This is a genomic window from Vibrio sp. OY15, from assembly GCF_000742455.1.
GTDB lineage: Bacteria > Pseudomonadota > Gammaproteobacteria > Enterobacterales > Vibrionaceae > Vibrio > Vibrio alginolyticus.
The window spans coordinates 593,559-619,206 of sequence record NZ_JPIL01000001.1 but is presented as its reverse complement, the minus strand read 5'-3'; the positions used below and the strand labels follow the sequence as shown (position 1 = coordinate 619,206).

28 protein-coding genes are annotated in these 25,648 nt (G+C 44.0%); 16 read left to right on the top strand and 12 right to left on the bottom strand.

What is annotated here, in order from left to right:
• Positions 1–94: 94 nt before the first annotated feature.
• The 6 genes from IJ23_RS02705 (at position 95) to IJ23_RS02680 (ending at position 5,069) form a co-directional block, all read left to right on the top strand.
• Positions 95–913: a substrate-binding domain-containing protein gene (locus IJ23_RS02705; protein ID WP_005389522.1), complete on the top strand. Its 819-nt coding sequence runs from the start codon at positions 95–97 to the stop codon at positions 911–913.
• Positions 914–919: 6 nt separating this feature from the next.
• Positions 920–1,618, top strand: a complete 699-nt coding sequence (locus IJ23_RS02700) for an ABC transporter permease (RefSeq protein WP_005389524.1) — start codon at positions 920–922, stop codon at positions 1,616–1,618.
• Between the two features lie 50 nt (positions 1,619–1,668).
• Entirely contained in the window at positions 1,669–2,388 is a 720-nt protein-coding gene (locus IJ23_RS02695) for an energy-coupling factor ABC transporter ATP-binding protein (protein WP_025766658.1), read from the top strand.
• Complete coding sequence (mobA, locus tag IJ23_RS02690) at positions 2,366–2,953, top strand: molybdenum cofactor guanylyltransferase MobA (RefSeq protein ID WP_005377572.1); 588 nt, start codon at positions 2,366–2,368, stop codon at positions 2,951–2,953. Before IJ23_RS02695 ends, mobA begins: the two co-directional genes overlap by 23 nt.
• Positions 2,950–4,728, top strand: a complete 1,779-nt coding sequence (locus tag IJ23_RS02685) for a bifunctional molybdopterin-guanine dinucleotide biosynthesis adaptor protein MobB/molybdopterin molybdotransferase MoeA (protein WP_033905269.1) — start codon at positions 2,950–2,952, stop codon at positions 4,726–4,728. Before mobA ends, IJ23_RS02685 begins: the two co-directional genes overlap by 4 nt.
• Before the next feature lie 74 nt (positions 4,729–4,802).
• The gene (locus IJ23_RS02680; RefSeq protein ID WP_005377584.1) at positions 4,803–5,069 is read left to right on the top strand and encodes a DUF2960 domain-containing protein; all 267 of its coding nucleotides are present in this window, start codon (positions 4,803–4,805) and stop codon (positions 5,067–5,069) included.
• 219 nt (positions 5,070–5,288) lie between these two features.
• Here IJ23_RS02680 and nagK read toward each other — a convergent pair whose 3' ends face one another.
• Positions 5,289–6,197 carry an N-acetylglucosamine kinase gene (gene nagK / locus IJ23_RS02675; RefSeq protein WP_033905268.1) on the bottom strand — a complete coding sequence of 303 codons (909 nt, stop codon included), beginning with the start codon at positions 6,195–6,197 and terminating at the stop codon, positions 5,289–5,291.
• A gap of 175 nt (positions 6,198–6,372) precedes the next feature.
• A complete protein-coding gene (locus IJ23_RS02670) occupies positions 6,373–7,122 on the bottom strand; it encodes a tRNA-uridine aminocarboxypropyltransferase (protein WP_005389532.1) in 750 nt (249 codons plus the stop codon).
• Positions 7,123–7,262: 140 nt separating this feature from the next.
• Between IJ23_RS02670 and IJ23_RS02665 the strand changes: the two genes are divergently transcribed.
• Positions 7,263–8,078, top strand: a complete 816-nt coding sequence (locus tag IJ23_RS02665; RefSeq protein WP_033905359.1) for a sterol desaturase family protein — start codon at positions 7,263–7,265, stop codon at positions 8,076–8,078.
• A gap of 104 nt (positions 8,079–8,182) precedes the next feature.
• On the opposite strand, the gene IJ23_RS02660 is transcribed toward IJ23_RS02665, so the two are convergent.
• The 5 genes from IJ23_RS02660 to IJ23_RS02640 all read right to left on the bottom strand — a co-directional run bounded on the left by IJ23_RS02660 (position 8,183) and on the right by IJ23_RS02640 (position 12,090).
• Complete coding sequence (locus IJ23_RS02660; RefSeq protein WP_033905267.1) at positions 8,183–8,401, bottom strand: hypothetical protein; 219 nt, start codon at positions 8,399–8,401, stop codon at positions 8,183–8,185.
• Between the two features lie 48 nt (positions 8,402–8,449).
• Positions 8,450–8,830: a hypothetical protein gene (locus IJ23_RS02655; protein WP_033905266.1), complete on the bottom strand. Its 381-nt coding sequence runs from the start codon at positions 8,828–8,830 to the stop codon at positions 8,450–8,452.
• A gap of 211 nt (positions 8,831–9,041) precedes the next feature.
• Positions 9,042–9,455: an NUDIX hydrolase gene (locus IJ23_RS02650; protein WP_033905265.1), complete on the bottom strand. Its 414-nt coding sequence runs from the start codon at positions 9,453–9,455 to the stop codon at positions 9,042–9,044.
• Positions 9,445–9,864 (bottom strand): NUDIX domain-containing protein, encoded by a 420-nt coding sequence (locus IJ23_RS02645; protein ID WP_033905264.1) that lies wholly within the window; start codon positions 9,862–9,864, stop codon positions 9,445–9,447. Before IJ23_RS02645 ends, IJ23_RS02650 begins: the two co-directional genes overlap by 11 nt.
• Before the next feature lie 207 nt (positions 9,865–10,071).
• Complete coding sequence (locus tag IJ23_RS02640; RefSeq protein ID WP_005389543.1) at positions 10,072–12,090, bottom strand: methyl-accepting chemotaxis protein; 2,019 nt, start codon at positions 12,088–12,090, stop codon at positions 10,072–10,074.
• A 134-nt stretch (positions 12,091–12,224) separates the two neighbouring features.
• Between IJ23_RS02640 and IJ23_RS02635 the strand changes: the two genes are divergently transcribed.
• Complete coding sequence (locus IJ23_RS02635) at positions 12,225–12,719, top strand: NlpC/P60 family protein (protein ID WP_025998640.1); 495 nt, start codon at positions 12,225–12,227, stop codon at positions 12,717–12,719.
• 45 nt (positions 12,720–12,764) lie between these two features.
• Here the strand turns inward: IJ23_RS02635 and IJ23_RS02630 are convergent, their stop codons facing one another.
• From IJ23_RS02630 to IJ23_RS02620, 3 genes are all read right to left on the bottom strand, one after another.
• The gene (locus IJ23_RS02630; RefSeq protein WP_033905263.1) at positions 12,765–13,109 is read right to left on the bottom strand and encodes a DUF3802 family protein; all 345 of its coding nucleotides are present in this window, start codon (positions 13,107–13,109) and stop codon (positions 12,765–12,767) included.
• A gap of 190 nt (positions 13,110–13,299) precedes the next feature.
• On the bottom strand, positions 13,300–14,262 hold the full coding sequence (locus tag IJ23_RS02625; protein WP_005389546.1) for a GGDEF domain-containing protein: 963 nt from the start codon (positions 14,260–14,262) through the stop codon (positions 13,300–13,302).
• Positions 14,262–15,236 carry a response regulator gene (locus tag IJ23_RS02620; protein ID WP_033905358.1) on the bottom strand — a complete coding sequence of 325 codons (975 nt, stop codon included), beginning with the start codon at positions 15,234–15,236 and terminating at the stop codon, positions 14,262–14,264. The genes IJ23_RS02625 and IJ23_RS02620 overlap by 1 nt, the downstream gene beginning before the upstream one ends.
• A 224-nt stretch (positions 15,237–15,460) precedes the next feature.
• Between IJ23_RS02620 and IJ23_RS02615 the strand changes: the two genes are divergently transcribed.
• Entirely contained in the window at positions 15,461–16,327 is an 867-nt protein-coding gene (locus tag IJ23_RS02615) for a fructosamine kinase family protein (RefSeq protein WP_033905262.1), read from the top strand.
• A gap of 253 nt (positions 16,328–16,580) precedes the next feature.
• The gene (locus IJ23_RS02610; RefSeq protein WP_017634925.1) at positions 16,581–16,775 is read left to right on the top strand and encodes a CPXCG motif-containing cysteine-rich protein; all 195 of its coding nucleotides are present in this window, start codon (positions 16,581–16,583) and stop codon (positions 16,773–16,775) included.
• Positions 16,776–16,850: 75 nt separating this feature from the next.
• On the opposite strand, the gene IJ23_RS02605 is transcribed toward IJ23_RS02610, so the two are convergent.
• Entirely contained in the window at positions 16,851–17,462 is a 612-nt protein-coding gene (locus IJ23_RS02605) for a riboflavin synthase (protein WP_005377625.1), read from the bottom strand.
• Between the two features lie 392 nt (positions 17,463–17,854).
• On the opposite strand from IJ23_RS02605, the gene IJ23_RS02600 reads away from it, so the two are divergent.
• Together IJ23_RS02600 and IJ23_RS02595 are read left to right on the top strand one after the other, a co-directional pair.
• Positions 17,855–19,225 (top strand): MATE family efflux transporter, encoded by a 1,371-nt coding sequence (locus IJ23_RS02600; protein ID WP_005377626.1) that lies wholly within the window; start codon positions 17,855–17,857, stop codon positions 19,223–19,225.
• Between the two features lie 133 nt (positions 19,226–19,358).
• The gene (locus IJ23_RS02595) at positions 19,359–20,357 is read left to right on the top strand and encodes a DUF3080 domain-containing protein (RefSeq protein WP_081886388.1); all 999 of its coding nucleotides are present in this window, start codon (positions 19,359–19,361) and stop codon (positions 20,355–20,357) included.
• 15 nt (positions 20,358–20,372) lie between these two features.
• Here IJ23_RS02595 and IJ23_RS02590 read toward each other — a convergent pair whose 3' ends face one another.
• Positions 20,373–21,218 (bottom strand): DNA ligase, encoded by an 846-nt coding sequence (locus IJ23_RS02590; RefSeq protein ID WP_017634928.1) that lies wholly within the window; start codon positions 21,216–21,218, stop codon positions 20,373–20,375.
• A 423-nt stretch (positions 21,219–21,641) separates the two neighbouring features.
• On the opposite strand from IJ23_RS02590, the gene IJ23_RS02585 reads away from it, so the two are divergent.
• The 4 genes from IJ23_RS02585 to IJ23_RS02570 are packed head-to-tail and all read left to right on the top strand — an operon-like array spanning position 21,642 to position 25,640.
• Positions 21,642–21,962, top strand: coding sequence for an STAS domain-containing protein (locus IJ23_RS02585; RefSeq protein WP_017634929.1), 321 nt, complete (start codon positions 21,642–21,644; stop codon positions 21,960–21,962).
• 26 nt (positions 21,963–21,988) lie between these two features.
• Positions 21,989–22,855: an OmpA family protein gene (locus IJ23_RS02580; RefSeq protein WP_033905260.1), complete on the top strand. Its 867-nt coding sequence runs from the start codon at positions 21,989–21,991 to the stop codon at positions 22,853–22,855.
• On the top strand, positions 22,852–24,954 hold the full coding sequence (locus IJ23_RS02575) for an SLBB domain-containing protein (RefSeq protein WP_033905259.1): 2,103 nt from the start codon (positions 22,852–22,854) through the stop codon (positions 24,952–24,954). Before IJ23_RS02580 ends, IJ23_RS02575 begins: the two co-directional genes overlap by 4 nt.
• Positions 24,954–25,640: an AAA family ATPase gene (locus IJ23_RS02570; RefSeq protein ID WP_033905258.1), complete on the top strand. Its 687-nt coding sequence runs from the start codon at positions 24,954–24,956 to the stop codon at positions 25,638–25,640. Before IJ23_RS02575 ends, IJ23_RS02570 begins: the two co-directional genes overlap by 1 nt.
• Positions 25,641–25,648 lie beyond the last annotated feature (8 nt).

The window sequence follows — 25,648 nt, the reverse complement described above, 5'->3', positions numbered from 1 at the left end:
AACTTGCGTATTACGCTAATCGCTCTCGTCCAAAAAGGCTTCTCCCTAAAACCTGGAGAGATTCCAAAGAATCATTGGAAAGGAACACATAAAAATGAAAAAAATTGCGCTAACTCTGGCTGCAACGTCTATCACGCTTGTAAGTTACTCTGCGTTTTCTGCTCAAGACGGAGAACACGTTCGCCTTGCAACCACAACCAGTACTTACCATTCAGGTTTACTTGATTACCTGCTTCCACAATTTGAAAAAGACACGGGCTACAAAGTCGATGTTATTGCTGCAGGTACTGGTAAAGCCTTAAAAATGGGCGAAAACGGTGACGTAGATTTGGTGATGACACATGCACCAAAAGCTGAAGGCGCATTTGTTGAGAAAGGCTACGGCGTTTTACCTCGCAAGCTAATGTACAACGACTTTGTGATTGTAGGCCCGAAAGCTGACCCAGCAACAATCAAAAATGACGAAGGCGTGTTAGATGTATTCAAAGAGATCGCAAACAAAAACGCAACGTTCATCTCTCGCGGCGATGATTCTGGTACACACAAAAAAGAAATGGGCTTCTGGGCTCAAACTAAAATCGAACCGAACTTTGGTGGCTACCGTAGCGTAGGTCAAGGTATGGGCCCAACTCTAAACATGGCGTCTGAAATGCAAGGCTACACCATGACGGATCGCGGCACATGGCTGGCTTACCAAAACAAATTGGATCTAGAAATTCTGTTCCAAGGCGATGAAAAACTGTTTAACCCGTACCAAGTTATTCTTGTTAACCCTGAGCGTTACCCAACGATTAACTACCAAGGTGCGAAGGCATTCAGTGATTGGTTGGTAAACCCTCGCGGACAGGAACTTATCAATGGTTTCCGCCTAAACGGTAAACAACTGTTTGTTGCGAATGCTGAGAGCAAATAACGCAATATGAATCTTGCTGATACAACACTGGAAGCGCTTCGCTTACTGGTGAATTTTGATGCAGACCTATGGGAGATCGTTGCGGTCTCCTTTAGTGTTTCTATCACGGCAATATCCCTAGTGGTATTGCCGGCTATTTTGATGTCCTTTGTACTGGCGTATACCGACTTTCGCGGTAAATGGTTTTTGTTGTCGATCGTAAATACGCTGCAAGCGGTCCCTACCGTGGTGATTGGCCTGTTGCTGTACATGTTGCTGTCGCGTGCTGGCCCTTGGGGAGACTGGCAAATGCTGTTCACTCAGAAGGCAATGATCTTCGGCCAAATGGTGATCTGCTTCCCTGTTTTGGTATCGATGATGCATGGTGCATTACAATCTAGCGACCGTCGTGCAGTGGAAACTGCCATCACGCTGGGCGTCTCCATTCCGCGCTTGGCAGCTACGATGATTTGGGAAACCCGCTTTCCTCTACTTGCGGCTATCATTGCAGGGTTTTCACGTATCGTGACCGAGGTGGGCTGCTCAATGATGGTTGGTGGGAACATTATGGGCGTGACGCGAAATATTCCCACGGCTATCGCAATGGAAAGCAGTAAAGGTGCTTTTGCGCAAGGAGTTGCATTAGGAATTGTATTACTATCTTTAGCGTTGGCTCTAAACTTCTTCTTATCAAGCATGAGAGGCAAAGGCTACCTCAGAACATAGAACATGAAGCAAACAAACGACTCACCATTAACCCCATGTCGAGGCGAATTATGACTATAAAAATCACCGCCGAACAGTTATCCATGCGCTTTAAAGAGCGTGTGCTTTTCCACATCCCTGAGTTAGCCATCGGCCCAAATGATGCCATTTATCTCAAGGGTGACAATGGTGTGGGCAAAACTACCCTACTCAAAATCCTTGCTGGCTTGCTCAAACCCTCTACTGGTGATGTTGTTGCGCCAAAAGATACGTGGCTAAAAAGACTGACGCGTCGCAATGGTCGTGTCGATGTGATTTATCTCCACCAATCCCCTTACCTTTTTGACGGCACTGTATATGAAAACGTAGTCTATGGAGTGAAATATCAACAAGACACGCAAAAAGATAAGCGAGCTCAAGTTATTCACGCGCTGCGCATGGTAGGTTTAGAAACCTTAGCGGACGAACATATTTCCGTGTTGTCCGGCGGTGAAAAACAGCGCGTTGCCATGGCAAGGGCTTGGATCTTAAAACCGTCGATTTTGTTGATGGATGAGCCAAGTGCGTCTTTAGACCAAGAATCCATTGAACGATTGGTGGTGATGGCGAAAGATCTTTTGGATCGTGGTTCCAGTATCGTGGTGACAAGCCATCAGGCCAACGCACTGACCGACTTATGTAAAAAACAGTGGTGGATTAAAGACAAGACTTTGATAGAGTCTCCTCTGTTGTATGTCATACCAAAAGAAACATCCCAAGAGAATGCATATGCTTCAACCAACACAAACTAGTTGGGTCATTTTGGCTGGTGGCCAAGCCAGCCGTATGGGTGGAAAAGATAAAGGTCTGATTGAGTTAAATCAGAAGCCACTCATCGAGCACGTTATTGAACGTTTATCTCCACAAACTCCACGCATTTTAATTAATGCCAACCGAAACCAAGATGCGTACAGCAAATTTGGTTTCGTATTTAGTGATCAATTCAAAGATTTCCCTGGGCCTATGGGCGGTATTCACGCGGGTTTGATGCATGCTGAAACTGACTGGGTCGGATTTGTACCTTGCGATAGCCCACAAATCAACACCGACCTTGTCGAGCGTTTCTGCCAGTTCGTCAAAGAAGACAGCGATATTTTGGTCGCGCATGATGGTGACCATCAGCAACCTGTTTTTACGCTCTACCACAAGCGCGTACTGCCAAAACTCACCGCATTTTTAGAACGTGGCGACCGCAAAATCATTCTACTCTACAAAGAGTGCAATACCAGTTACGTTGACTTTAGCGACTCACCAAACTGTTTCGTCAACTTGAACACTCCGGAAGAACTGGCGCAATTTGGACAATTAGAATCATGAAACACACGCTAAACATTCCTATTCTTGGTTTTGCGGCTTATTCAGGCACAGGCAAAACCACACTACTTGAAGCTCTATTGCCAAAGCTAACTGAAGCGGGCCTGCGCATTGGCATGCTAAAACATGCTCATCACAACTTCGATGTCGATAAGCCGGGTAAAGACAGCTACCGTTTACGCAAAGCTGGCGCATCTCAAATGCTGATTGCTTCTCGCAACCGTTTTGCGTTAATGACAGAAACGCCAGAAGCCGAAGCGGAGTTTGAATACCTATTAACACGTTTTGATGAAGACATGCTTGATGTGGTTTTGGTCGAAGGCTGCAAAAACATCGCGTTTCCTAAAATCGAATTGCACCGTGAAGAAGTCGGCAAGCCTTGGCTTTATCCAAACGATGAAAACATCATCGCTATCGCTTCAAACACTGCGGGGTTAGATTCTGAGCTCCCTCAAATGAACATCAATGATTTGGATGCCATCGCTCAATTTGTTCTTCAATACGTTCAAGATGCAAAAGCACCAAAATCTAAAGAGAAAGACGCCGCATGTTGCGACACTCTTTCTCCAGCTTTCCTTTCTGTGGTTCAAGGCCAAGAGAAAATCCTTTCTTTGGTGAACACGGTTTCGGAAATAGAAGCATGCAAGATTGAAAATGCTTACGGGCGCGTTCTTGCGGAACATATCGTTTCACCAGTAAATGTGCCGCAATACACCAACTCCGCGATGGACGGTTATGCCATCCGCAGTGATGATGTTGAGCGCGATAGCTACCAAGTGGTTGCTGAAGTGATGGCGGGCCATGCTTACGATCAACCTCTGGACGTTGGTCAAGCGGTGAAGATCATGACTGGCGCACCAACACCACGTAACGGCGACACAGTGGTCATGCGTGAGCAAGCCTCTCAAGAAGGTGACAAGGTCACCTTTAACGGTGCGAATATCAAAGCAGGCCAAAACGTTCGTCAAGCAGGTGAAGATCTCGCTATCGGCAGTGACGTCTTTACCGCAGGCACTCGCCTAGCCTCTCCAGAAATGGGCATGATCGCTTCGCTTGGTTTTGGTGAAGCGAATGTGTTCCGCAAAGTGAAAGTTGCCGTGTTCTCCACCGGTGACGAAGTACAAGCGCCGGGAACAGAGCAAAAAGCGAATTCTATCTACGATTCCAACCGTTTTACCATCATGGGCATGCTTGAAAAGCTCGGCTGCGAGATCTTGGACTTCGGTATTCTGGAAGACAACGAACAGTTAATGATTGAAGCGTTGGAAAACGCATCGGCGCAAGCGGACGTGGTTATGACTTCTGGTGGCGTATCTGTTGGTGATGCGGATTACATCAAACTTGCCTTGGATAAACTTGGTCAAATAGATTTTTGGCGAATCAACATGCGTCCGGGACGTCCATTAGCGTTTGGTCAAATCAACAACAAGCCGTTCTTTGGTCTGCCGGGCAACCCTGTGGCAGTGATGGTTTCATTCATCAACTTTGTTGAGCCTGCACTGCGTAAGATGCAAGGCGAACAAGGCTGGAAGCCTCTGAAAGTGAATGCCATCGCGACTGAGAATCTTCGCTCTCGCCAAGGTCGTACCGAGTTTAGCCGTGGCGTCTATGAGCTGGATGAAACTGGCCGTTTAACCGTTCGTACAACAGGCAAGCAAGGCTCTGGTATTTTACGCTCAATGAGTGAGGCGAACTGTTTGATCGAAATCTCCCCAGCTATTGATACAGTAAAAGCGGGAGAAAGCGTGACAATTATCCCACTTCAAGGCAGAATCTAGCTCAAACTAGAAATTCAAAGGTCAGCGAGTCTGGCCTTTTTGTTTAATACAGAAACCTTTTCAGAGAGACAGCTATGGCTCGCACCATTCTTTACACTTACAAAGACCAAGACAAAGAACTGACGTTCTCATACCAGCAGCACCGCAACATTCAAGAAGCAGTTGCAGAAGCCGAAGGTATCGATATCACTGAGTTCCTAAAGATGGAGCAACAAATCGAAGCAGTGTCTGACACTAAAGCGGTGCGAAACTACCGCGACAACTACTTCAGAAAATTAGGCTTTAGCAAAATCACCCTAGCTCAAAAAGAAAACCTGGGCGTAGGCAAAAAGAACAAATAAGCTTAGCTGCAAACAGAAAACTCACGATTCGTCGTGAGTTTTTTATGCATGCTACTTTTGTTCATGATCCATACCCGAGCATACCGAAATTACTTAGGTATATGAGTTACTTGGGTATACAAGTTACTTCGGTATATAAGTAAAAGCCCCGTTTAACCTTGAAAGTCTAAACGGGGCTTTAAATTTCTTCTTACTTTATATCGAGTAAGGTTTAAGTCATTACTTGATGTTTAAGAACGCAGCGCCGCGTACACCACCTGAATCACCGTGTTTTGCTTTGATGATCTTAGGACACTTAGCCACAGACAATAAGTGTTTAGGGATGCGTTTTGGCATCTCTTCGTAAATCAATTCGAAGTTAGATAAGCCGCCACCAAGTACAACGGTGTGTGGGTCTGTTGCAGTAAACAGGTTTGCAAAGCAGATCGCTAGCAGCTCCATAAAGCGCTCGACGTGCTCTACTGCTTTCTCTTCACCCTCTGCGTGCGCTTTAATAATGTCGATCGCTTTCTTCTCTACGCCGTAGTAATGCGCGTAAAGAAGCTCGAAACCACGACCAGATAGGTAACTATCTAAACAGCCTTTGTTGCCACAGCCACAGCCAAGTAATGGTGCGTTTTCGCCCAGGTGGAACCATGCGTCGATAGGAAGACGTGTGTGACCCACCTCACCCGCTACGTGGTTGCGGCCAGAGAATACTTTGCCTTCGTAGATAAAGCCGCCACCAAAACCAGTACCAAGGATCAAACCTAGTACAGATGGTTCATCTTGAAGATCTTCATCCCAGGCTTCAGAAAGCGCGAAACAGTTTGCATCGTTTTCAATTTTTACGCTGCGACCGATTTTAGCTTCTAGATCAGCACGAAGTGGTTTGCCTTTTGCCGCAGGAACGTTAACTGTTAGTACCGTTGCATCATCGGCGTCTTCCATACCTGGTAGGCCAAGACCAATCGTACCTTCGCAGCCAAACTCTGTATCGTATTTATTCACCAATTCCGCAATGGTATCAACCAGCAGCTCGTAGTTGTCTGTTGGTGTAGGTACACGTTCCGTCGCTACACGCTCAAGCTTCTCGTTAAATGCACCAAATTCAATTTTAGTGCCACCGACATCAAAGCCGTAATACATGTATTTCTCTCCTAAAAAATGCTTCAAACGACTCTCAAAAATGGCTAGAGTCAAAAGTATAAACTGATGGCATTATCCATATCTGTACGCCTGCAAACCGTGACCGAATGCAGATTTATCCCCTCACCGAAGCCAGTTGAACAACATACCATCAACAAAAGCTCATTCCTTAGAGTCAGCTCTCGGTTTTCATCCACTCTTTGAAACGTTTCAAGTGTGGCTGGTTAGGGTCGCTTTTGACTCGAGTCTTGCTCAGCATGTAAGTTTCTCTGAAGGCTTCAAACCACAATTGAAGGCATTCCGCAGCTTTAGGCTCACCAGCTTGTTTTAAAACTAATGTCGCGACTTCGGCGGTTGAAAGATGCTGATCATTCTCGGAGCGGCGCATGATGTATTCAGACAGAGATTCCGGCTCAATGGAAAGCACAGGCAAAGATTTAAGAAAATCAGAACGACGGAATATCTTTCGTGCCTCACGCCAGCTACCATCAATAAAGATCAGCAACCATTTTTTGTTCTCGACATCTTCTTTTACCAATCGCCCTGGCTCTAGATCTTCAATTAAACGAGAGGGATCATCCACATAGTCTGCAGGAAATACAATCACCGGTTGGTAACTGTCATCCTGTAGTAGCGCTAGCATCTCTTCAGACGGTTCTGTTCGGTTCCATTGATACACGTAAGTCTCTTGAATCGTATCAGCGATTAGACGACCGGTATTACTTGGCTTAAATACTTCGTTTTCAGAAACAATCAACATACATGCAATATTAGCCTTAATGTTTGGCTGAAGGTCGCACAAACAGTGTTGCTCAGAAACCTGGCAATATTGGCAACGAACCACTTTACATCCACGCGCGTTGAAAGGCTTGGTTGAGATAGATTGTCGGTACTGATATAAACGGTGGAAAGCGTGAATTCTCATGGTAAGTAATGCCAAGTAAAAAGTAGAGCGCGATTCTACTGATATTATGGTTTCGCCTCAAGATAAGCCCATCAGCAGTGTGTTGAAATAATTTCACACTTATCTCGGTCATAGATAAAGAAATAAATAAGGGAATGACAGTGACAGAAACGACATTTCAAGAACCCTCATGGCTCAGATTAGGCTTTTTCCTTGGCGTATTATTGCTTTGTGCCATTTGGGAGAACAAATTGCCTAGAAAAACACTGACCGCTTCGCGCAGGTTTCGCTGGGTCAATAACTTGTCATTGGTTGCTTTTAACAGCCTAGTTATTGCTTTAATCATGCCTATCGCCGCCTTTCAAGCTGCGGTCATAGCTCAGGAGCAACAATGGGGGCTGCTGAATATTCTGTCCCTCCCCGATTGGTTAAACATTTTCCTAATCGTCATTTTGCTTGATTTCGTCATTTACGCTCAGCATGTTGTCTTTCATCATGTAAAACCGCTGTGGAAGATTCACCGAATGCATCACGCCGATCTCGACATAGACGTCACTACAGGCGCACGCTTTCATCCCTTCGAAATAATCATTTCAATGGGAGTAAAAATTGCAGCCGTGTTTATCTTAGGTGTTTCACCTATCGGAATTGTGGTATTTGAAATTGTGCTTAATGCGAGCGCGATGTTTAATCACAGTAATGCAAAACTGGCTTTATCCATAGACCAAAAACTGCGAAACGTCATCGTTACACCAGACATGCATCGCGTGCACCATTCAGTGATAGTAAAAGAGACCCACTCAAACTTTGGTTTTTTCCTTTCAGTTTGGGACCGCTTTTTTGGGACATACCGAGCTCAGCCTAAGTTGGGTCATGATGATGTTGTTATTGGTGTGCCGGAAATTAGAGACGAAGAAGAGCAAAGATTAGATAAGCTTTTAACGCAGCCCTTTCGCTACAATAAAGAGAAGAAGTAATGGTTGAAAAAAATATTGTTGGATGAAGTATGTCAACAAAACGAATAGACCAAGCCTAAACCCCTGTTAAACACTACTTCATCCTCATGATGTGTAAGAACAGATTAGTTTTCTGCTAGCTGACGCTTTTTGTTTAACTGAGTAATACCAACAAATAAACCAACAACACCAAGCACTGCACATGCCAAAGCATTGGTGTTCATTACTTGCTGTACCTCTATTGAGCTGTATAGAAAAGCAAGGCTGAAGAAAGTGGTGGCAAAGCTCAAACCTGTCAGTACGCTGAAACCAGCAAAACTGGCCAAGTCTTTAAAATCGTTCATAACGAGTCCCTGTTTACAATCCTTAATCGAGTGTTGTGAAAATAATAATTAACGAAATATTTTGCGCGATTGACTATGTTTTCGCGCATTCCATAACCAGATAGATACCCCAAATGAGAACCCTAAAAACAGTGTCTTCATTTGTAGGGCGACGTTGTTATCTAATATTTCTAATGTATAGTGAGCGTGGGAACTAAAGATAACATTGGTTATAAGAATCAATAACATAACGACTAGGCCAGAGCGGCGATGCTTGACCAATAGATACGCTGCTAATAAGTCCAATAGTCCCAAAGCGCTCCAATACATATTCAACCAGCGTGGCGCAAAATCGTAAGGTAAAAAGCCACCAACAATGTTGTCATAAAGATGAACCACTCCGCCAACTGTCATAAAAAGGCATAAGAGAAACACGACGAATTTATCCATTACCGTTTCCTTATCTGAATGAATGAGCAAAGCATATAGAAGTCACTTAAACATTTGTAATCTCATCGCCATTTTTGAGATCGACAGTGCCATTATCAACACGATGAGAACAGTAACGGCTACTCTACCTTCTTTATTTGCTTCTAGTAGAAGCATAGTGTTTGCTTTGGCGTTTCGCCCAAATCCGCCAATGCAATGACAGAATCCTCCTTTAAATCACGCCTTGGTCTATCAGTTTTCGAACTTTTTCCAGTCCGTGCTGAAAAACAGTATGCGCCTGTGAGGAAATATCGCTCCCTATATCGTGCCAAAAAAACGCAAAATCATGTCCGCCATCGTCTTGTGTATGAAACAGCCATGAATTAGCGAGGCCAGCACACTCACACAAAACAAAATGCCATACTTGATTTTGAAAGCCACTGTCCCATGAGCATAAATATCGTGCGGAACGAACATGTGTGATACCAGACTCCTCAGCGAGCTCCCGCTTGGCTGCTATGATGTAACTTTCATCAAACACTTCAACAGTGCCCTTGACGAGCTGAACACCCGCCAACGGATGTTTAAAAAGTAGGATCTCTTGATTTTGATTACGTAGAACAACGGGGCAAACTTTATCGATCACAAAACCACTCCTTATGCTTCAAGCAAAAGGCTTTAGCTTTCTCTGGATATAAAGAAATCGAGTGAAGTTGCTCTACACGCACCCACTTCAAATGGTACTGATTAACATCTGATTTTCTGATTTGCTCTGGCCCACTCCCAAGTTTCACTTTTAAGTTCCCTACATAAGAAAGAAAATAGGTTTCTAAGCGACCTTGATTTTCGAGTTCCAAAACTTTCTTAACCGAGCCAAGTTCTATTGAGGTTTCTTCCAGCGCTTCTCTTTTAGCAGCTTCAAAAGGTTTCTCACCTGCTTCAACACTGCCGCCAGGGAAAACCCAATACTGTCTGTCGTTTCGAACGCGGTGGATAAGCAAAAGCTCTTGGTGATGATTAACTAGTATGAGGCTGGCTCTTTGTGATAACTGCATGATTCGTTCCTTTGAATTCTGGCGACATTCTAGTCAACGAGTCCCTCGAACAAAGCATTAACATCACGTTGTGATAACTAAACCCTTTAGAAATGAACGAGATGAGATGTAACTCACTCTTGCAATGCAAATAGGAGCCATTGAATGGGTAGCCGTAACAAAAAAGCAGAACCGAGGTTCTGCTTTTAGTCGGTGGAAACATCTCATTTACTTGGTCTGATGAAGCTCATACTTGTGCAGCATTGCTTGCTGGTGCCCGGCAATTTCCGCCACTTGCTCAGAACTCTCAACCATAGACTCAAGCTGCAGCTTTGTGCGTTCGCCAAGATCAGAAATATGCGTGATGGATTGAGATACATCTGCCGTCGCTCGTTCTTGTTCTTCTGTAGCAACTGAGATTTGCTCAACACGTTCTTGAATGTGCTTAACCGCGAGGTTGATATCAGAAAATGTCGATTTCACTTCATTGCTGGACTGTAGCGCGTGGGTCATTTCTTCTCTTGAATCATTAACTGCTTGGCGCGAACGCTCTGCGGCAGTAATAAGCTCGCTCATCATTTCTCGGATGTTCGTAGTTTGTTGAGAGGTATCACTTGCAAGTTTGCGAACTTCATCAGCGACAACCGCAAATCCACGCCCTTGCTCACCAGCACGGGCAGCCTCTATTGCTGCGTTGAGAGCAAGTAAGTTGGTGTTGTCCGCGATCCCACTGATCATATCGACCATTTCACGAATCTGTTTTACACGCTGGTCTAGCTCTAACATTGACTGTTCATTTACATCCAAAGAGCTTTCTAATGACTCCAAACGTTCGCGGTTTTGTTCCACGACTTGAACCCCTTTTTCAGTGTGTTGGGTTGCAAGGAGCGAGTCCTGTGAAGATGCATTTGTCACCATTGCTATTTCACGAATAGAGGCTTCAAGCTGCGTTATGGTCGTGATCATACTCGACAACGCTTCATTTTGTGTTGCCAACCCATCACTTGTTTGTTCGGCTGCACTGTGACTTACTTCTGCCGTCTGATAAAGCGTTTCACAATTGCGCGTCACCGTTTGAATGGAGTCATGTGTGGAATCGATTACTTGATTCAACTTTCGTGCTACTTCTTTCAGCTCATAGGGGCCGACTTCTTCTGCCTTGTCACGAAAATCATGTTCGGTAAGTGCTGAAAGACGCGTTAGTACATTCCTTAACCCTCGGTTTGTCCATGACTTGAGACTAAACCAAGTAACCAGAATAATAAAAGAAATCACACACGCCGCAAACACGAGCACAACGCTCACCGATTCAATGGTCTCGTTGACCACCCGCTCTTTTTCATCGATCAACTGACCAGCGGTTTGGGAGATTTGATCAAGTAACCGCATGGTTTCATCCGCAAGCATCGAAGCCTGTTTAAACTCTGAACGTTGCAATTCCCCTTGTTCTAGTTTGGCGAGGATCAAACGCAGCACGCCCTTTTCACTAAAGCCTTGTTTCACCATCTCATATGGTGCGGTTAAGCTTGCATATTCACTTACTTCAGGATGAAAAGATTGGAAGTCTTCATAGGCGAGTTTAATACCTGCTATGCGATTTCGCATTTCTCGGTATTCTTTTTCGGCTTTGTTTAATTCTGAGTGCATCATCATGACTAAGAACGTACTTTCCATTGAGCTTGCAGAAGCAATGAAACGGTTAGCGGCATCGCTCGACTCAGGATTATCAGCACTAAGGAATGAACTGATTCGATTCATTTCCGGACCGATAGAGCTAAGCCCATAGCGAAAACCACCAACAGCGGCATCAATATCCATTTGAATTTGTATCACCGAAGATTGCTTCAACAAAATGGACTGCGTGATGTTATGTAAACGCGCTAGTTTGGTGTCTAACTCCTCCGAGAGTTGCTGAGCTACACCAGACGCTTCCACAACCAAAGTCGTGCTTTGAGTTGCAAGAGAGTCGATTTGCTCTTTTATGAGAGGCAACTCTTTCGGCTCAGTAATCTGCATACCATGGTTGAGTAGCTTAACCATCTCCAATACATTCCTGGTTAACTTTGCGTTTGCCATCGCGATTGGTAACGCTTTTTGCGACAAGTCTTCAAATTGTTCCCCTACCTGTTCCATTCCTTTGAAACTTGAGACAGAAAGGGCTATAACAAGAGCAATGATAGTTAAAAATGTTGCACTGACAGCCTGAATCAGTGAAAGTGATGTGCGTGAGCGTTTTCGCTTTGCCATAATCAATTTTTATTCTTTCTTAAGGTTGAATCGGTTCTGCAGTGATTCCGTCACATTTGTGAGACAAAACCGTGATTTGCAGCCCATACTATGGATTGGTTATGACACTAATATTTCAGTTGTGAGTCATAGAGATGACAGGTGGTGATTTGCGTCGAGTATATTTTCCTTTGATAATCAGTGTGCTACTAAGCGCCTGCTCTTCTGGGCCTGAGCCTAGTGAGCAAGCACAGGTGACAACACCTACAAATCAGCTATTGTCGGACAACCCAGACTTGTTCGACTTTTACACAGAGTGGCACGGCACGCCTTATCGCTTAGGCGGGACACAGAAATCTGGAATTGATTGCTCAGCATTTGTACAAAAAGCGTTTATTGAGGCTTATCAGCTCTCGTTACCAAGGACAACGAAGCAGCAATCAAAGCAAGGTGTGGAGTTAAGTTGGACGGATGCCAAGCAAGGGGATCTAGTGTTTTTTAAAACAAGACGTACAACTTATCATGTCGGAATTTACTTGGGTAACAAGCAGTTCATGCATGCATCGACGTCTAGAGGTGTGATTATTTCAAGAATCGACAACCCATACTGGGCATCTAAGTTTTGGCAAATAAGAAGAGTTACAATGTAACTCCTCTCACTCTTTAACCGGACATTGCTGTAAGTTAAAACAATATCAGTCGTAAGTCGCAACAGCATTATCGAACAGATTTTTGACCAGAGCGATGTATTCATCAAGGAACGTGATCTGTTCATTGGTCGCTTTTTTATGCCATACCCCAGCCAATATCTCACCAAGATCTTCAACAACTGCATCAGCCTCTTTCAACAATTTGAAGCGTACGCTCGAGTGAAGTTCTGGATTTTGCTCAAAAATCGCCATGATGTTTGAAGCCACCATATCGGTGACAACATCTTCGATGCTTTCGGATCCAGTGTCGCCAATTTCGGTCGTAAAAATATCTAGATTTAGAGACAAGTGCTCGATAAGAGCGAGATATCTATCGGTTTCTAAAACCACTGTTTTTCTCCGTTTATTGCAAGCCTTCGAAGCTGAAAGCAGAATAGTTTCAATAGTAAGACATGCCGAGAAAATTTCATTAACTTATTTCATATTAACAAACATTCACGAACCAACTGGATGATTTTCAAACAATTGAGCTTTGCTTCACTGAATTCGGATACAGGGTTTCTTCAAACCTTTTTATATTTCAGTCATTTTCATGCAAACAGGTTTGGTTACGACCATTTTCTTTTGCACGATACAGCGCAGCATCGGCACTCTTTAACCATTGAGTGTGAGTTTCAAAATAAGGCTTATACTCGCAAACACCAATACTTATCGTGTAATTAATCAAAAAATCTTCCACTTTCACGATCTCTTGCTCAATTCTTTTGCGCAAACGCTCTGCGAAATAGCAAGCTTGCTCCTGGTTTGTGTGAGGAAGTAGTACCGTAAACTCTTCACCACCAAAACGACCGCAGATGTCACTGCTTCTTGCTGTTTTTCTCAACAAGGCAGAGGTTCGACGAATGACTTCGTCCCCTGTCGGGTGACCATAAGTATCATTCACCTTCTTAAAGTGGTCGATATCGAATATTACTAATGAGCATGGTCCGTCGATAACTTTTAAGTGAGCAAACTCATCTTTCAATGATTGCTCCCAATAAGCGCGATTAAATAAACCTGTTAAACCATCTTTGCGACTGATTTCCGACAAATGTTGATTTGTTTCTTTCAAATGAATGCGATTTCTCGCAGTTTCAGAAACATCATTGACTTGAATCGCTATGTGGCTGACCTCTCCTGAGAGCCCAATTAACGGCGTGATCACGATATCTTGATACATAAAATCACTGCTGTTTGAAACCGGAGAAAAATTGTTGAACTTAAAAAGATACGGTCGGTTTTCCCAGCTAGAAAAAGAACGAGTTTCCAGATCGGCGGCAGCTTTTATCTTGGTTTCTAGCCAAGTTCTTGGCAGCTCTTCAAAATGCTCAAATAAACATTCACCAAGAATTTCTTGTGATAGAATGCCACTGTATGACTGCATAAAACTGTTCCACACACACACTTTATACTCTTGATCCAAAACAATAAGCCCTGAATCCATCGTATCGAGAATTTGTGTGACCCAATGAAAGTCTGCTATGTCCAGCGTGATATCGGACATTAGATTAGCTCCATGATTTCATAGATTATTTCTACGGATGGCTTATCAATTAAAAACAGTACCTCGCACTCGAAATCGAGCGCTTCTGCCATGTAGGTGTATTCGATAGTAAAGAGCTCGCCCAACTCGCCTTGCTCTTCACAATAAGGTGTTAAGGTATCCACAATGCCTGGCTGACGAAGTGAGAACTGCTTGTCGAGTTGATCGCCTAACGACGTGAGAAATGACGAAACCAGTAGGTTAGAGATATTCAAGATGATTTCATTATGAGGCGTAAACTCAAGGAGGTAACCTAATTTTTCCCCAATCTGATTGATATCCCTACCACGTAAGCACACCAGTGCCTCTCCGTGAATACCACCACCGACAAACCTCTGCGCTACCGCAACGGAACTGTCACGCCCAACCACATCAACCAGTGTCATATGAAGCTCGCCGTAGGACAAAGGTCCAACATGAGGAACAGGAAGTTGGATGAACTCATGTAAATGGTCGGCCATAATCGCAGCCCCTTTACCAAGGGCAATGTTCGCAATTTCACGGAATTTGGCTAGTAAGGAAAGCTCTTCGCAACCCTGGTTTTTAGAATCAACCGAATGACTAGGTTTGAACGCATAATGCAGCCCTAATTGTTCGTATAGTGGGAGCACCTGCTCTTCTGTCAGAGGCTTAGCGATAAAAGCTTGAGCACCAAGATCGAGACAGCGCTGTTTTGCCTCTTGTTGAACATCTCCAGAAATAATGACGATTTTGGTCGCGTACTGACTAACAGGTAATGATTCGAGGACCTCAAAACCATCCATTATGGGCATCGTTAAATCGAGAAACAAAATATCGATATTTTGCTCAGCAAGAATATTAAGCGCCTCATAACCATCTTGCGCTTCAATAAGATGCAATGATGTATCTTGTACGATAGAACGCGCAATAAGCTTTCTTGCAACAGCTGAGTCATCACATATCAGTATTTTCATGCCACCAATGGAACTAACGTCAAAAAAATCATAATACCTGTTGTAAACGTTCATCTCCATATGCTAAGCCAACAAATCAGAGGCTTATAAGCGATTTGATTCACATTTATACAAATTGACTACACTAAGAGGAAGGTTTCTTTACTAAGTATGCTCAACATAGCGCCAACTCCCTGCTATTTATCCTAAACTATTGGTGGTCAAATAGATTCGCGAGGTTTTGTATGTGGCAAGCAATATCGCAACAGCTTTCTGATACTTTATTGTTCGATTACCAGATCACGGAAAAAGTAAGGCTGTCTGGTGGGGATATCAGTGAAAGCTACATGATCAATGATGGCGAGCAACGTTATTTTGTGAAAATTAACGATCGCGAGTTTTTGTCTAAATTTGAGGTAGAAGCTGAAAGCCTGCATCTTTTGCGTGAAACATCCACCCTATTTGTACCTGAGGTGGTATTGGTTGGTAAAACCAAAAATGCCTCATTCCTAATTCTTAACTACCTTCCAACGAAACCATTAGAAGATGGTCCCAACAGCTTTAAATTTGGGCAGCAATTAGCTCACCTACACCATTGGGGTGAGCAAAAAGAGTTTGGTTTTGATACCGACAACTATCTCGGTTCGACTCTACAGCCCAACAAATGGCACAAGAAATGGTGTGTATTCTTTGCTGAGCAACGCATAGGTTGGCAATTACAGCTCCTTAAAGAAAAAGGCGTCACCTTGGTTGATATCGATGACTTTATCGACGTCGTAAAACAGCGGCTAGCAAACCATGCTCCGGAACCTTCTTTGTTGCATGGCGATTTATGGAATGGAAATGCGGCACTCACTGCATTCGGTCCTATCTGTTACGATCCTGCGTGTTATTGGGGGGACAGGGAGTGTGATATTGCGATGACAGAGCTTTTTGGTGGATTTCAGCCAGAATTTTATCAAGGCTACGAATCGGTTATGCCACTTTCTTCAAGCTATGAGGAACGTAAAGATATCTATAACCTTTACCATGTTCTCAACCATTGTAATTTGTTTGGCGGCCATTACTTGGAACAGGCTCAACTGGTTATTAATAAAATCATTTCTTATTAATTTGGAAGCCACTGCATATTTCAAGATGTAAAATCTCGAGGCACATCACTACAGAAAATCACCCTAAGCTCAAGGTTGAGTTTGGGGTCAAGTTTTGTACTTATTTCGACTCAATTAGCAACAACTCTGCCTAATATCAAAGGAGACTTAACTTTGGATTGTGCCTATTTTCCTTGTAGGCAAAGTAAGTAAAGGGCTGTACTTCCTTGATGAATAGTGTGTTTAAAAGCCCTGCGAGATTAGGAGTTGTTGTATGAAAAATTATACCGAAAGGTATGTAAAGTGCCCGCATTGCGGACACTCTATCGGCATTACACTGGATGCAAGTAATGGTGACCAAGAGTTTTATGATGATTGCCCAGCTTGTTGCCACGCTATCCACCTAAATATGCGAGTGGATGAGTTACAAGATAAGGTCGAACTATTTATCGATGACAATTACGAATAGCAGCTCGAGCATGTGAACATCAGAAATATAAAAACGCTTAAATGAAAAAGGAGCACTAGGCTCCTTTTTCTCATTCTAAAGCTGTTTTGCTGCAAGAACGCGCTCAACAGTATCAACAATTGCTTGAGTCTGAGGATCAAACTCAATATTAACACGCTCCCCTACTTGTCTCACTCCGAAAAGCGTTCGCTGCAAGGTTTCTGGAATTAGGTGTACCGAAAAACGACACGCTTCAACTTCACCAATAGTTAGCGAGCAGCCATCTAAACCAATGTAACCTTTCGCTAATACATATTTCATTGATTCTTGCGGCAGTTGGAACCAAATCGTGCGGTTATTGGGCGTATCGATGATATCGACAATATCTGCCGTTAAACTAATATGACCAGACATGCTATGCCCGCCTATTTCGTCACCAAACTTAGCCGCGCGCTCAATGTTTACGCTATCCCCTTCCACCAGCCGACCTAAATTAGTAAGAGCCAATGTCGCTTGCATTAAATCAAAACTGATAAGGTTGCCTTCGATCTTAGTCACAGTTAGACAACATCCGTTGTGTGCAACGGATGCACCAATTTCTAACCCTTTACAAAGTTCATCGCTTAACTCGACAACGTGCGTTTGAAAGCGTTCTTTTTTATCAATTTTAACGACCTTCGCCGTACCCTGAACTATTCCTGTAAACATTTCTTTTTACCTATTGATTTAATACCAACTGTAGTCGAAGACTAAGCCCTAAACACTGCGCTACAGGTCGGAAATAAAGACCGCAGACGATAAAGCCATGGCTTAATGAACACTGGTTTGTTCTCATGCATGCTTCAACATTACCATGATTCGCTGCTGTTCTCAGTAAAAGCGTATCCTTAGCTTGGAGAGCGTCCAGTCAGTGTTATCGACTATTCACTACCTAGCTATGGAATATAAACATACAATTGTTTATCATTTGCGCGGAGTTTCTCCGAGGCATTTTTTCACCTTATCGTGACTAAAATCAACCATCAGATCCGTTCACCACATCTTTTGCCCTCGAGTACTCTCATTCTTTCAACTTATTGTTCCGCTCTGGAGTATTTTTCGTGCATCGCTATAAAGAAGAAGCATCAAGTCTTATCAAATTGGCGACCCCGGTATTGATCGCATCTGTCGCTCAAACTGGTATGGGGTTTGTTGATACCGTAATGGCTGGCGGCGTTAGCGCCACCGACATGGCTGCGGTTTCTGTCGCTTCAAGTATTTGGCTACCATCCATTTTGTTTGGGGTGGGTTTATTAATGGCATTGGTCCCTGTTGTCGCACAGTTAAATGGCTCTGGTCGTAGAGTGAAAATCCCGTTTGAAATTCAGCAAGGCGTCGTTTTGGCATTGCTGATCAGTGTGCCGATAATTGCAGTCCTGCTTCAAACCCAGTTTATTCTCGGGCTGATGGATGTTGAAGCACTGATGGCTGAAAAAACGGTGGGATACATTCATGCCGTTATACTAGCAGTACCCGCTTTTTTACTTTTCCAAACGCTTAGAAGCTTTACGGATGGTATGTCATTGACGAAACCGGCAATGGTTATTGGCTTTATCGGTTTACTGCTCAACATTCCTCTAAACTGGATTTTCGTGTACGGCAAGTTTGGTGCACCTGAATTAGGCGGCGTTGGCTGTGGTGTAGCAACCACGATTGTTTACTGGGTCATGTTTGCCATGCTATTGCTGTATGTGATGACATCAGAGCGATTGAAAAGCATCAACCTATTTGGAGAATGGCATCGCCCACAATGGAAAGCGCAAGTTCGTCTATTCAAGCTCGGCTTTCCTGTTGCAGCAGCGCTGTTTTTTGAAGTGACACTGTTTGCTGTTGTTGCACTGCTCGTTTCACCACTGGGTCCTATCATTGTGGCAGCGCATCAAGTCGCGATTAACTTCTCCTCGTTGGTATTTATGCTACCAATGAGTATTGGTGCAGCAGTAAGCATTCGTGTAGGCCATCGACTTGGTGAAGAAAACGTAGATGGCGCGCGCGTAGCGTCACGAGTCGGCATTATGGTTGGTCTAGCATTGTCCGTTCTCACAGCGATTTTAACCGTCTTGTCTCGCGAGTGGATCGCCGAGCTTTATACTAGCAACCCAGAGGTAATCACTCTAGCGATGCACCTGCTCGTGTTTGCCGCTGTTTATCAATGTACGGATGCGGTTCAAGTGATCGCAGCTGGTGCATTACGCGGCTATAAAGACATGCGAGCCATCTTCAACCGTACTTTTATTGCTTATTGGATTCTTGGGCTGCCAATTGGTTACGTCCTTGGCCGTACAGACTGGATTGTCGAGCCAATGGGAGCACAAGGCTTCTGGCTTGGTTTTATCATCGGCCTATCTTCTGCGGCCTTTATGTTAGGCGTCAGAATGCGTTGGATGCATCGCCAAGAGCCAGAAGTGCAATTGAACTTTTCAGTTCAATAAAAAGTAAAAAAAGCCAGCTTCCGCTGGCTTTTTTGATCGAATAATCACACGGTTGAGTATACTTATAACAAGATTACGAAGCGGTTGATTTTGCTCTCTAGACAACGGATACGAAGTTATAAAAAGGATATTTGTGCGGTCTATTTTATTGTTCTTAATCTTGATTCTTAATGGTTGTGATAACTGGTTCAATCCAGAGAACGCCATGTTTGATAAGTATCATCAACGTGTAGCCAATGTATTGGAAGTTCCTGCTATTCCAATAACATTACAGTCTACGGTAACGATTCCTGCGAAACGCGTTTTGTTCGAGCCATTGCCAAGGCTATCTATTGGCCTGCTAGAGAGCTATCAATTACGACAGTGCGGACTCTTTAATTTACTTGCCGAGAAAAACTCACAACTTGGAAAGGTGCAGGATGCCTTTCATGATTTTGATTATCAAACTGCCCTTTTAAGAGTCATGAATCGATGTTTATCCGAATTTCCACTTAGCGATGAAGAACGCGCGACATTGGCAGAGCTTTACGCAACCAAGTGGCAACATTTAGACATTCATCTCGACAACTTACTACTCGTAAGTGACGCCATGCAAAAGCAACTAACTGCCTCTGATTGGCTATCTCAAAATACGACGAATGATATTGCACGCATTAACGATGTCTATCGTATTTTCAGCGAAATGTATGATTTACCCCACCGCGCGGTCTCACGTCTACCCGACGTGGAAGTTACGCAATATCAAGAAGAGTTAGAGAAATCTCGTTTACTCGGACGACTTTACTATTCAATGGTAAACACATCCCTTTGGTTAAAAGCGACAACTCAGCTACTTGAGCAGAAACAGAGCAATGTATTGTGCGGGCCGAACAGAGACACCACTCAGTTCCGCTACTTAAGAAATGTCTTTCAATCCATTTACGTTGAAGAAGTGCAACCTTATTTGGCTTATTTAGACAGTACCTATCAACAACTTAATGATGGTGCCACCTTGGTGGAGAACCGTATGCAACTCCATGGTCACCAGTATGGCATCATTGAGGCACATAGGACATTTAGGCAAGAAACCCTAAACCACGTTCAGTTTTGGCAGGGTCTCTTCAAACGATGTGGCGTAACCGTTGGCAACTAGTAAGTGCAGAGCGTTCTATTCCTTCAACCTTTCACGCAAGAATCGAGCAAAACGCGGTTTACCAGTATGTGTAAAACCGTTATATCTAAATGTAATGGTTGAACCAATTTTCGGAGGCTGGCGACGCACTTCATCGGTAAATCCGCTACCGATGTAAAACTCAATGCCATTTGGTAAGCGAACTAACATTGCTCCCATCATACCTAATAAGCGCCCTGTTCCTGGCTTATAACCCACAACTAACGCTTCATCATCTGCGTATCGTTTTAGTTTAAGCAAATCACTACCGCGTCCAGCCTGATAGCGGCTTGATACCTTCCGCAACATCACCCCTTCACCGTCGGATATTGAAATTTTATCCAACTGTGTAAACAGATGAGCTTCATTTTGAATCGCTCGGTGCTCGACATATTTGATATGAGGCTGGTCGACTTCAAGCACTAAGTCTTTGATGTTGTAATAACGCTTCCGATAATCACCAGCGGAATATGGCATATCAAAGATCATAAAGTCGATGTGTCGCCAAGCAGACTCTACAGGAGTTTTATCTAACACCGTTTGCTGAACAAGATGGAAATTACCTCTCCCAGCCCAAAGTTCACCGTCCAATGGATAATCAGGTAAAGGTCCTGTAAACCAATCTGGGGCGTAGATTCGATTACCATTTCTCGTCACGAGATGTTGCCCAGTCCAATAAGCGCGAACACCATCAAGTTTTTCGCTATACCAATATTCAGACACATCAATGCCATCCTGATAGCTTTGTGCAAGAGAAACTGGTGGTGCGAGAGACGTATCCGCTTGAGGCTGTGAAGACGCTGCCATAACAGCCAGCGCAATTAATGTCATTTTTAATGGCATAAGAAGACCTTGTACAAAAAATCGCCTTTATTGAAACGTAAGTCCTCTCGATGACCTATTTATTACTAGTTATTCTTCGACTCATAACAATCAACATTAGTAATAATTTGCAAAGATAATCATAAACTTTAGACAGGTTTTGCATTTAGTCGTTACACATTATTCTCGTATGGCGGATGGTTCGTCAATCGAGTTGGAATCTAATCATGACGTGCCTCCCCCGGTCTAACGACTTCTTTCGGCTCAAAACCTCTTATAAGCAAACCATTTCTCTGTGCGTTTTTGATTCTCAATTTGAGAATCAGTCCTTTCTCAAATTGAACAATATCATTAACAATATTTAACTATTTGATTTTTAATTAATTTCAAATTGGCACGTTACCTGCTCTATATCCAATTAGAAAAACAAACGGAGACAGAGTCATGGAATTACGCAAACTAGAAATCAATCAAGACAAGTTAGCCATTGAGTTTTTTGGTGACTTAGACGCAAGTGGCTGTCGACAAGCACAACATCACATTGATGAAGTAATTCACAACAATCATCACAAAGAAGTCGAAATTAACCTACAGCACGTCCAATTTCTTGATTCTTCAGGGATTGGTGCCATTGTTTACTTATATAAGCGTCTAGTTGAACGTGAAAGAAGCATGAGTATTGAAAACGTATCAGGCCAACCTTTAGAAATCATGAGCTTGCTTCGTATCAACCATGCCATTCCCGTTAACTCAAAAGGACACTAAAAATACCGGTTTAAACGGAGGTTGGCATGGTAAATCTTTTACGACGATATGCAGTAAGCGGTCTTGTTGTCGGCATGTTTGGTTGTTCGTCGTTTGACTACCCAGAACACGGGAAAGGTGGCTTGGCTGAAAGCTATCAAGATATCTCGATCGAGAATTATCAGTTTTCCCCAGTGATGCCTGACGAGCCTTTAGGTCCAGAACATGGGTTAAGGTTTGATTGGCAACTGACCAAGTTACATCTAGACGCACTAATCCAAGAGGGCGCGCGCTGGTGTTTTCCTGCGGCAGTTGTTCAGGCCCTTGAAAAACAAAATAGAATTGCGCGCGAGTTAGAAGGTGGGCTTTTACTCGACGCTGCTAACGACCTTGTGATTCAGCGTCGACGCTTAAACCAGCTCGAACAACAACTCGACTACGTACTGAGCCAAACCACTTGCACACCGCCCGATGATATTGAAGCTCTACGTAGCGACCTAAACATAGTCTCGGATATCTATGCACTACTTAATATCGACAACCAGTTTGCTGTCGATTCAGCAGAAATCAACCCGAAGTACATGGGACATTTGGCAGAAGCAGCCTACATTTTACGTGACCACCCCAACCTATCTCTTGTAGTAACGGGGCATGCGGATGCAACTGGAACACCCGATTACAACCAGAAACTTGCTCAAGCGCGTGCGGAACAAGTAAAGCGTTACCTAACCGTATTTGGTATCACTTCAGAGAGAGTCACTACCAAATCTGTCGGAGATAACCTGCCACTCTATGAAGGTGAAACATCCGCCGTGCGTTTAACTAATCGTCGAGTAAGCATCGAGGTTATTAGCCCTAATTCAGATAGCGATAGCTCAATAAACCGCAACCCAACGGCAGGAGGCGCGCTATGAACACGATGAAACCATTTATCCTCTTAATGTTGTTGTGTCTGGTCGCGTGGGTACCTTCTTCCATAGCGGATGAGAGCAATACTGTTAAGGTCGGTGATTTAATACAGATTAACTTACCTGGAGAGGCGTCGTTAAACCAAGGGTTTCAGGTTGATCGTCGTGGACGAATTAATTTACCAGAAGTCGGCCCTGTATTAGTGGCCGGCTACAATGAAAAACAACTCCAAGACGTGATTATCGACAGGCTAAAGACCGTGTATCGTGACGTTAACAACGCTCGAGTTTTTATTAAACAGCAACAGTTGTTAGTGTCCGTTCAAGGCTACGTGGTCAAACCCGGTGAATATACCTTACCTTCTGGGTCCAACATTCAAATGTTTGTGTACGAAGCTGGCGGCCTGCGCGCTGGGGCTCAGCTTGATAAAATGATCGTGAAACGTGGAAATAAAAACATTGAATTTGACTACAAACGCTTCCTTGATACGGGTGACAATAGCCAACTGCCAAAACTAGAATCACTGGATGTCTTATTTGTCCCCGCTTCCCCACTCGTAGGGAATATTGAGCAAGAGTTTGATGCAGCAAAACTCGCGAATTCAGGTGACAGCGCAGATTCCGCTCGTGCAATCAAAGTCTTTGGTGAAGTCAACGCACCTGGCTCGTTCTCATACAAGCCAAACACCACGCTAGTTGATGTCGTAATGCGAGCTGGCGGCGTGACACGATATGCCAGTGTTGAGCAAATTCGCGTGATAACAAACAATAACCCAACCATGTTTAACCTGAAAAAGTACCTTGATACTGGAGACCAAAGCCTACTGCCGGAGATCCTGCCAGGTGCCACCATCTTTGTCCCAAAACAGGAAGAAGAAATCAAAGCAGGTGCAAATGTGGTTTACGTGATGGGTGAAGTCGCCCATCCTGGGGCATACGAAGGCAAGCAAGGCGCTAGCTTCATGGATATCCTCGCCAACGCTGGCGGGCCCACTCGCTACGCAGAATCTCGCCAAATTCGCGTTATAAAATCCGATGGCAAAGTCATCAAATTCGATCTTACCGCGCATACAGAAGGACTATCTTCAGCCAGACCACCAAATGTTGGACCAGGAGACGCGATTTTCGTGCCGGAGAAAACCGATTTCAATGAGAAGTCTTGGTTAAAAGTAGCACCTAGTCGAGCGGTCGCAGTGATGGGAGAAGTTGTTCGCCCTGGACGCATCGAGTGGTCAGACGAAATGGATTTGATTGATCTGCTTGCACACGTTGGAGGCCCAACTCGACGAGCTGATACCACCAAAATTGAAGTCGCCAATAACGGTCAAATGACACAATTTGACTTAGACCAATACATTCTGGATGGCTCACCAACATCAAGCCTACCTCAAGTTTCCGCTGGTACAGTCGTAAGGGTACATGCATTGCCTGACGACCCATCCGATAATAAATCGCAATGGGTAAGCCAAAGCTCTGACGCATCGATATACGTTTTCGGGCAAATCAATGCACCTGGGCGCTATCGTTTCACTGAAGATATGCATTTTCTGGATATTTTGTCTGCCGCCGATGGACCGACAATGGATGCAGATATTCACAACATCCGTGTCACACACCGAGGCCTAGGTTATGCCAAAGTGAGTAAATTGAATTTATCGATGTACTTTGAAACAGGTGATGAATCAATTCTGCCCCACGTTCGTCCTGGTGATACCATTTACATTCCAGAAAAAAACAAAAACTGGTTAGATCGTTCAAAAGAGTCCACGGTACGCGTATTAGGTGAAGTAAGAGACCCAGGGCGATACGTATTCAATGACAACATGACTGTGCTTGATCTGTTAGCGGAAGCAGGAGGACCAACTGACAATGCCTACCTTGAAAAGATCAGTGTGGTCAATATGTCTTGCTGCCAGGGCCAAGCCCGAACATTTGATTTGGTGAACTTTAGTAAAACAGCCAACATTTATGAGCTGCCAGTCATTCGCGCAGGCGACACGATTTACATTCCCCATAAAGACGAAAGCTTTGTTGAAAAAGCGAGGGCCGGATTAAGAGATATTTTACAAATCACCACAACCATCGTGTTAATAGGAGCGTTGTAATGACTATTCCTGCAACTCACGCTGAAATTGAGCAAATTTATCTTCAGAGTGAACAGAAAGGCCACAAAACGATTTGTGTTGTGGGTTGTAAATCTGAAGATGGTGTCACTTCCGTGGCGTCATCTCTTGCAGAGCGCTTGGTTTTAGCAGGCCACAATACTTTGTATGTAGACCTTAACTTATTCAAACCCGCTTATCACACTGTTCACGACTTTGATGATGACGAGAAGGTTGGCCATTTGATCACACGAGAGAATACACATCAAACTTTAGTCGGCCTCCCTGCTCCATCTCTCGCCAGCACTCAGTTAGCGTACCGAGACCCAACAATGCTGAAACGAAACATTGCACAATGGTTAACGCAGTACGAGCGCGTCGTGATAGATACATCACCACTTCTCAGTGTCAACCGAAGCAATATTGCGCCTCAAGTGATTGCTGGCGTATGTGATGCTACTTTGTTAGTAGCGCATTATGGTTCTACGACTGCAACCCAGCTCGAGCAAGCCAAAAAGCTACTCGATGCTAGCGATGCGAACTTGATTGGTTCTGTACTGAACATGAAGCACACTCCAAGCCTGAAAGATGAGTTAATCCGCCAAGTTTCCAAGCTGCGTTTCTTACCAAAAAAGTGGAAAGAAAAACTGTCTCAGCAAATTAAAAAAAGCGAACTGTTTATGTTATAGGGAGCGCT

Bases quoted from the DNA above. Each gene is read 5' to 3' on its own strand.
- IJ23_RS02640 (WP_005389543.1), bottom strand. From the start codon at position 12,090: ATGGCAAAGCGAAAACGCTCACGCACATCACTTTCACTGATTCAGGCT.
- IJ23_RS02705 (WP_005389522.1), top strand. From the start codon at position 95: ATGAAAAAAATTGCGCTAACTCTGGCTGCAACGTCTATCACGCTTGTA.
- IJ23_RS02625 (WP_005389546.1), bottom strand. From the start codon at position 14,262: ATGTCCGATATCACGCTGGACATAGCAGACTTTCATTGGGTCACACAA.
- IJ23_RS02615 (WP_033905262.1), top strand. From the start codon at position 15,461: ATGTGGCAAGCAATATCGCAACAGCTTTCTGATACTTTATTGTTCGAT.
- IJ23_RS02700 (WP_005389524.1), top strand. From the start codon at position 920: ATGAATCTTGCTGATACAACACTGGAAGCGCTTCGCTTACTGGTGAAT.
- IJ23_RS02570 (WP_033905258.1), top strand. From the start codon at position 24,954: ATGACTATTCCTGCAACTCACGCTGAAATTGAGCAAATTTATCTTCAG.
- IJ23_RS02660 (WP_033905267.1), bottom strand. From the start codon at position 8,401: ATGAACGATTTTAAAGACTTGGCCAGTTTTGCTGGTTTCAGCGTACTG.
- IJ23_RS02645 (WP_033905264.1), bottom strand. From the start codon at position 9,864: ATGCAGTTATCACAAAGAGCCAGCCTCATACTAGTTAATCATCACCAA.
- IJ23_RS02635 (WP_025998640.1), top strand. From the start codon at position 12,225: ATGACAGGTGGTGATTTGCGTCGAGTATATTTTCCTTTGATAATCAGT.
- IJ23_RS02610 (WP_017634925.1), top strand. From the start codon at position 16,581: ATGAAAAATTATACCGAAAGGTATGTAAAGTGCCCGCATTGCGGACAC.
- IJ23_RS02655 (WP_033905266.1), bottom strand. From the start codon at position 8,830: ATGGATAAATTCGTCGTGTTTCTCTTATGCCTTTTTATGACAGTTGGC.
- IJ23_RS02695 (WP_025766658.1), top strand. From the start codon at position 1,669: ATGACTATAAAAATCACCGCCGAACAGTTATCCATGCGCTTTAAAGAG.
- IJ23_RS02620 (WP_033905358.1), bottom strand. From the start codon at position 15,236: ATGAAAATACTGATATGTGATGACTCAGCTGTTGCAAGAAAGCTTATT.
- IJ23_RS02575 (WP_033905259.1), top strand. From the start codon at position 22,852: ATGAACACGATGAAACCATTTATCCTCTTAATGTTGTTGTGTCTGGTC.
- IJ23_RS02580 (WP_033905260.1), top strand. From the start codon at position 21,989: ATGGTAAATCTTTTACGACGATATGCAGTAAGCGGTCTTGTTGTCGGC.
- IJ23_RS02670 (WP_005389532.1), bottom strand. From the start codon at position 7,122: ATGAGAATTCACGCTTTCCACCGTTTATATCAGTACCGACAATCTATC.
- nagK (WP_033905268.1), bottom strand. From the start codon at position 6,197: ATGTATTACGGCTTTGATGTCGGTGGCACTAAAATTGAATTTGGTGCA.
- IJ23_RS02585 (WP_017634929.1), top strand. From the start codon at position 21,642: ATGGAATTACGCAAACTAGAAATCAATCAAGACAAGTTAGCCATTGAG.
- IJ23_RS02605 (WP_005377625.1), bottom strand. From the start codon at position 17,462: ATGTTTACAGGAATAGTTCAGGGTACGGCGAAGGTCGTTAAAATTGAT.
- IJ23_RS02685 (WP_033905269.1), top strand. From the start codon at position 2,950: ATGAAACACACGCTAAACATTCCTATTCTTGGTTTTGCGGCTTATTCA.
- IJ23_RS02590 (WP_017634928.1), bottom strand. From the start codon at position 21,218: ATGCCATTAAAAATGACATTAATTGCGCTGGCTGTTATGGCAGCGTCT.
- IJ23_RS02680 (WP_005377584.1), top strand. From the start codon at position 4,803: ATGGCTCGCACCATTCTTTACACTTACAAAGACCAAGACAAAGAACTG.
- mobA (WP_005377572.1), top strand. From the start codon at position 2,366: ATGCTTCAACCAACACAAACTAGTTGGGTCATTTTGGCTGGTGGCCAA.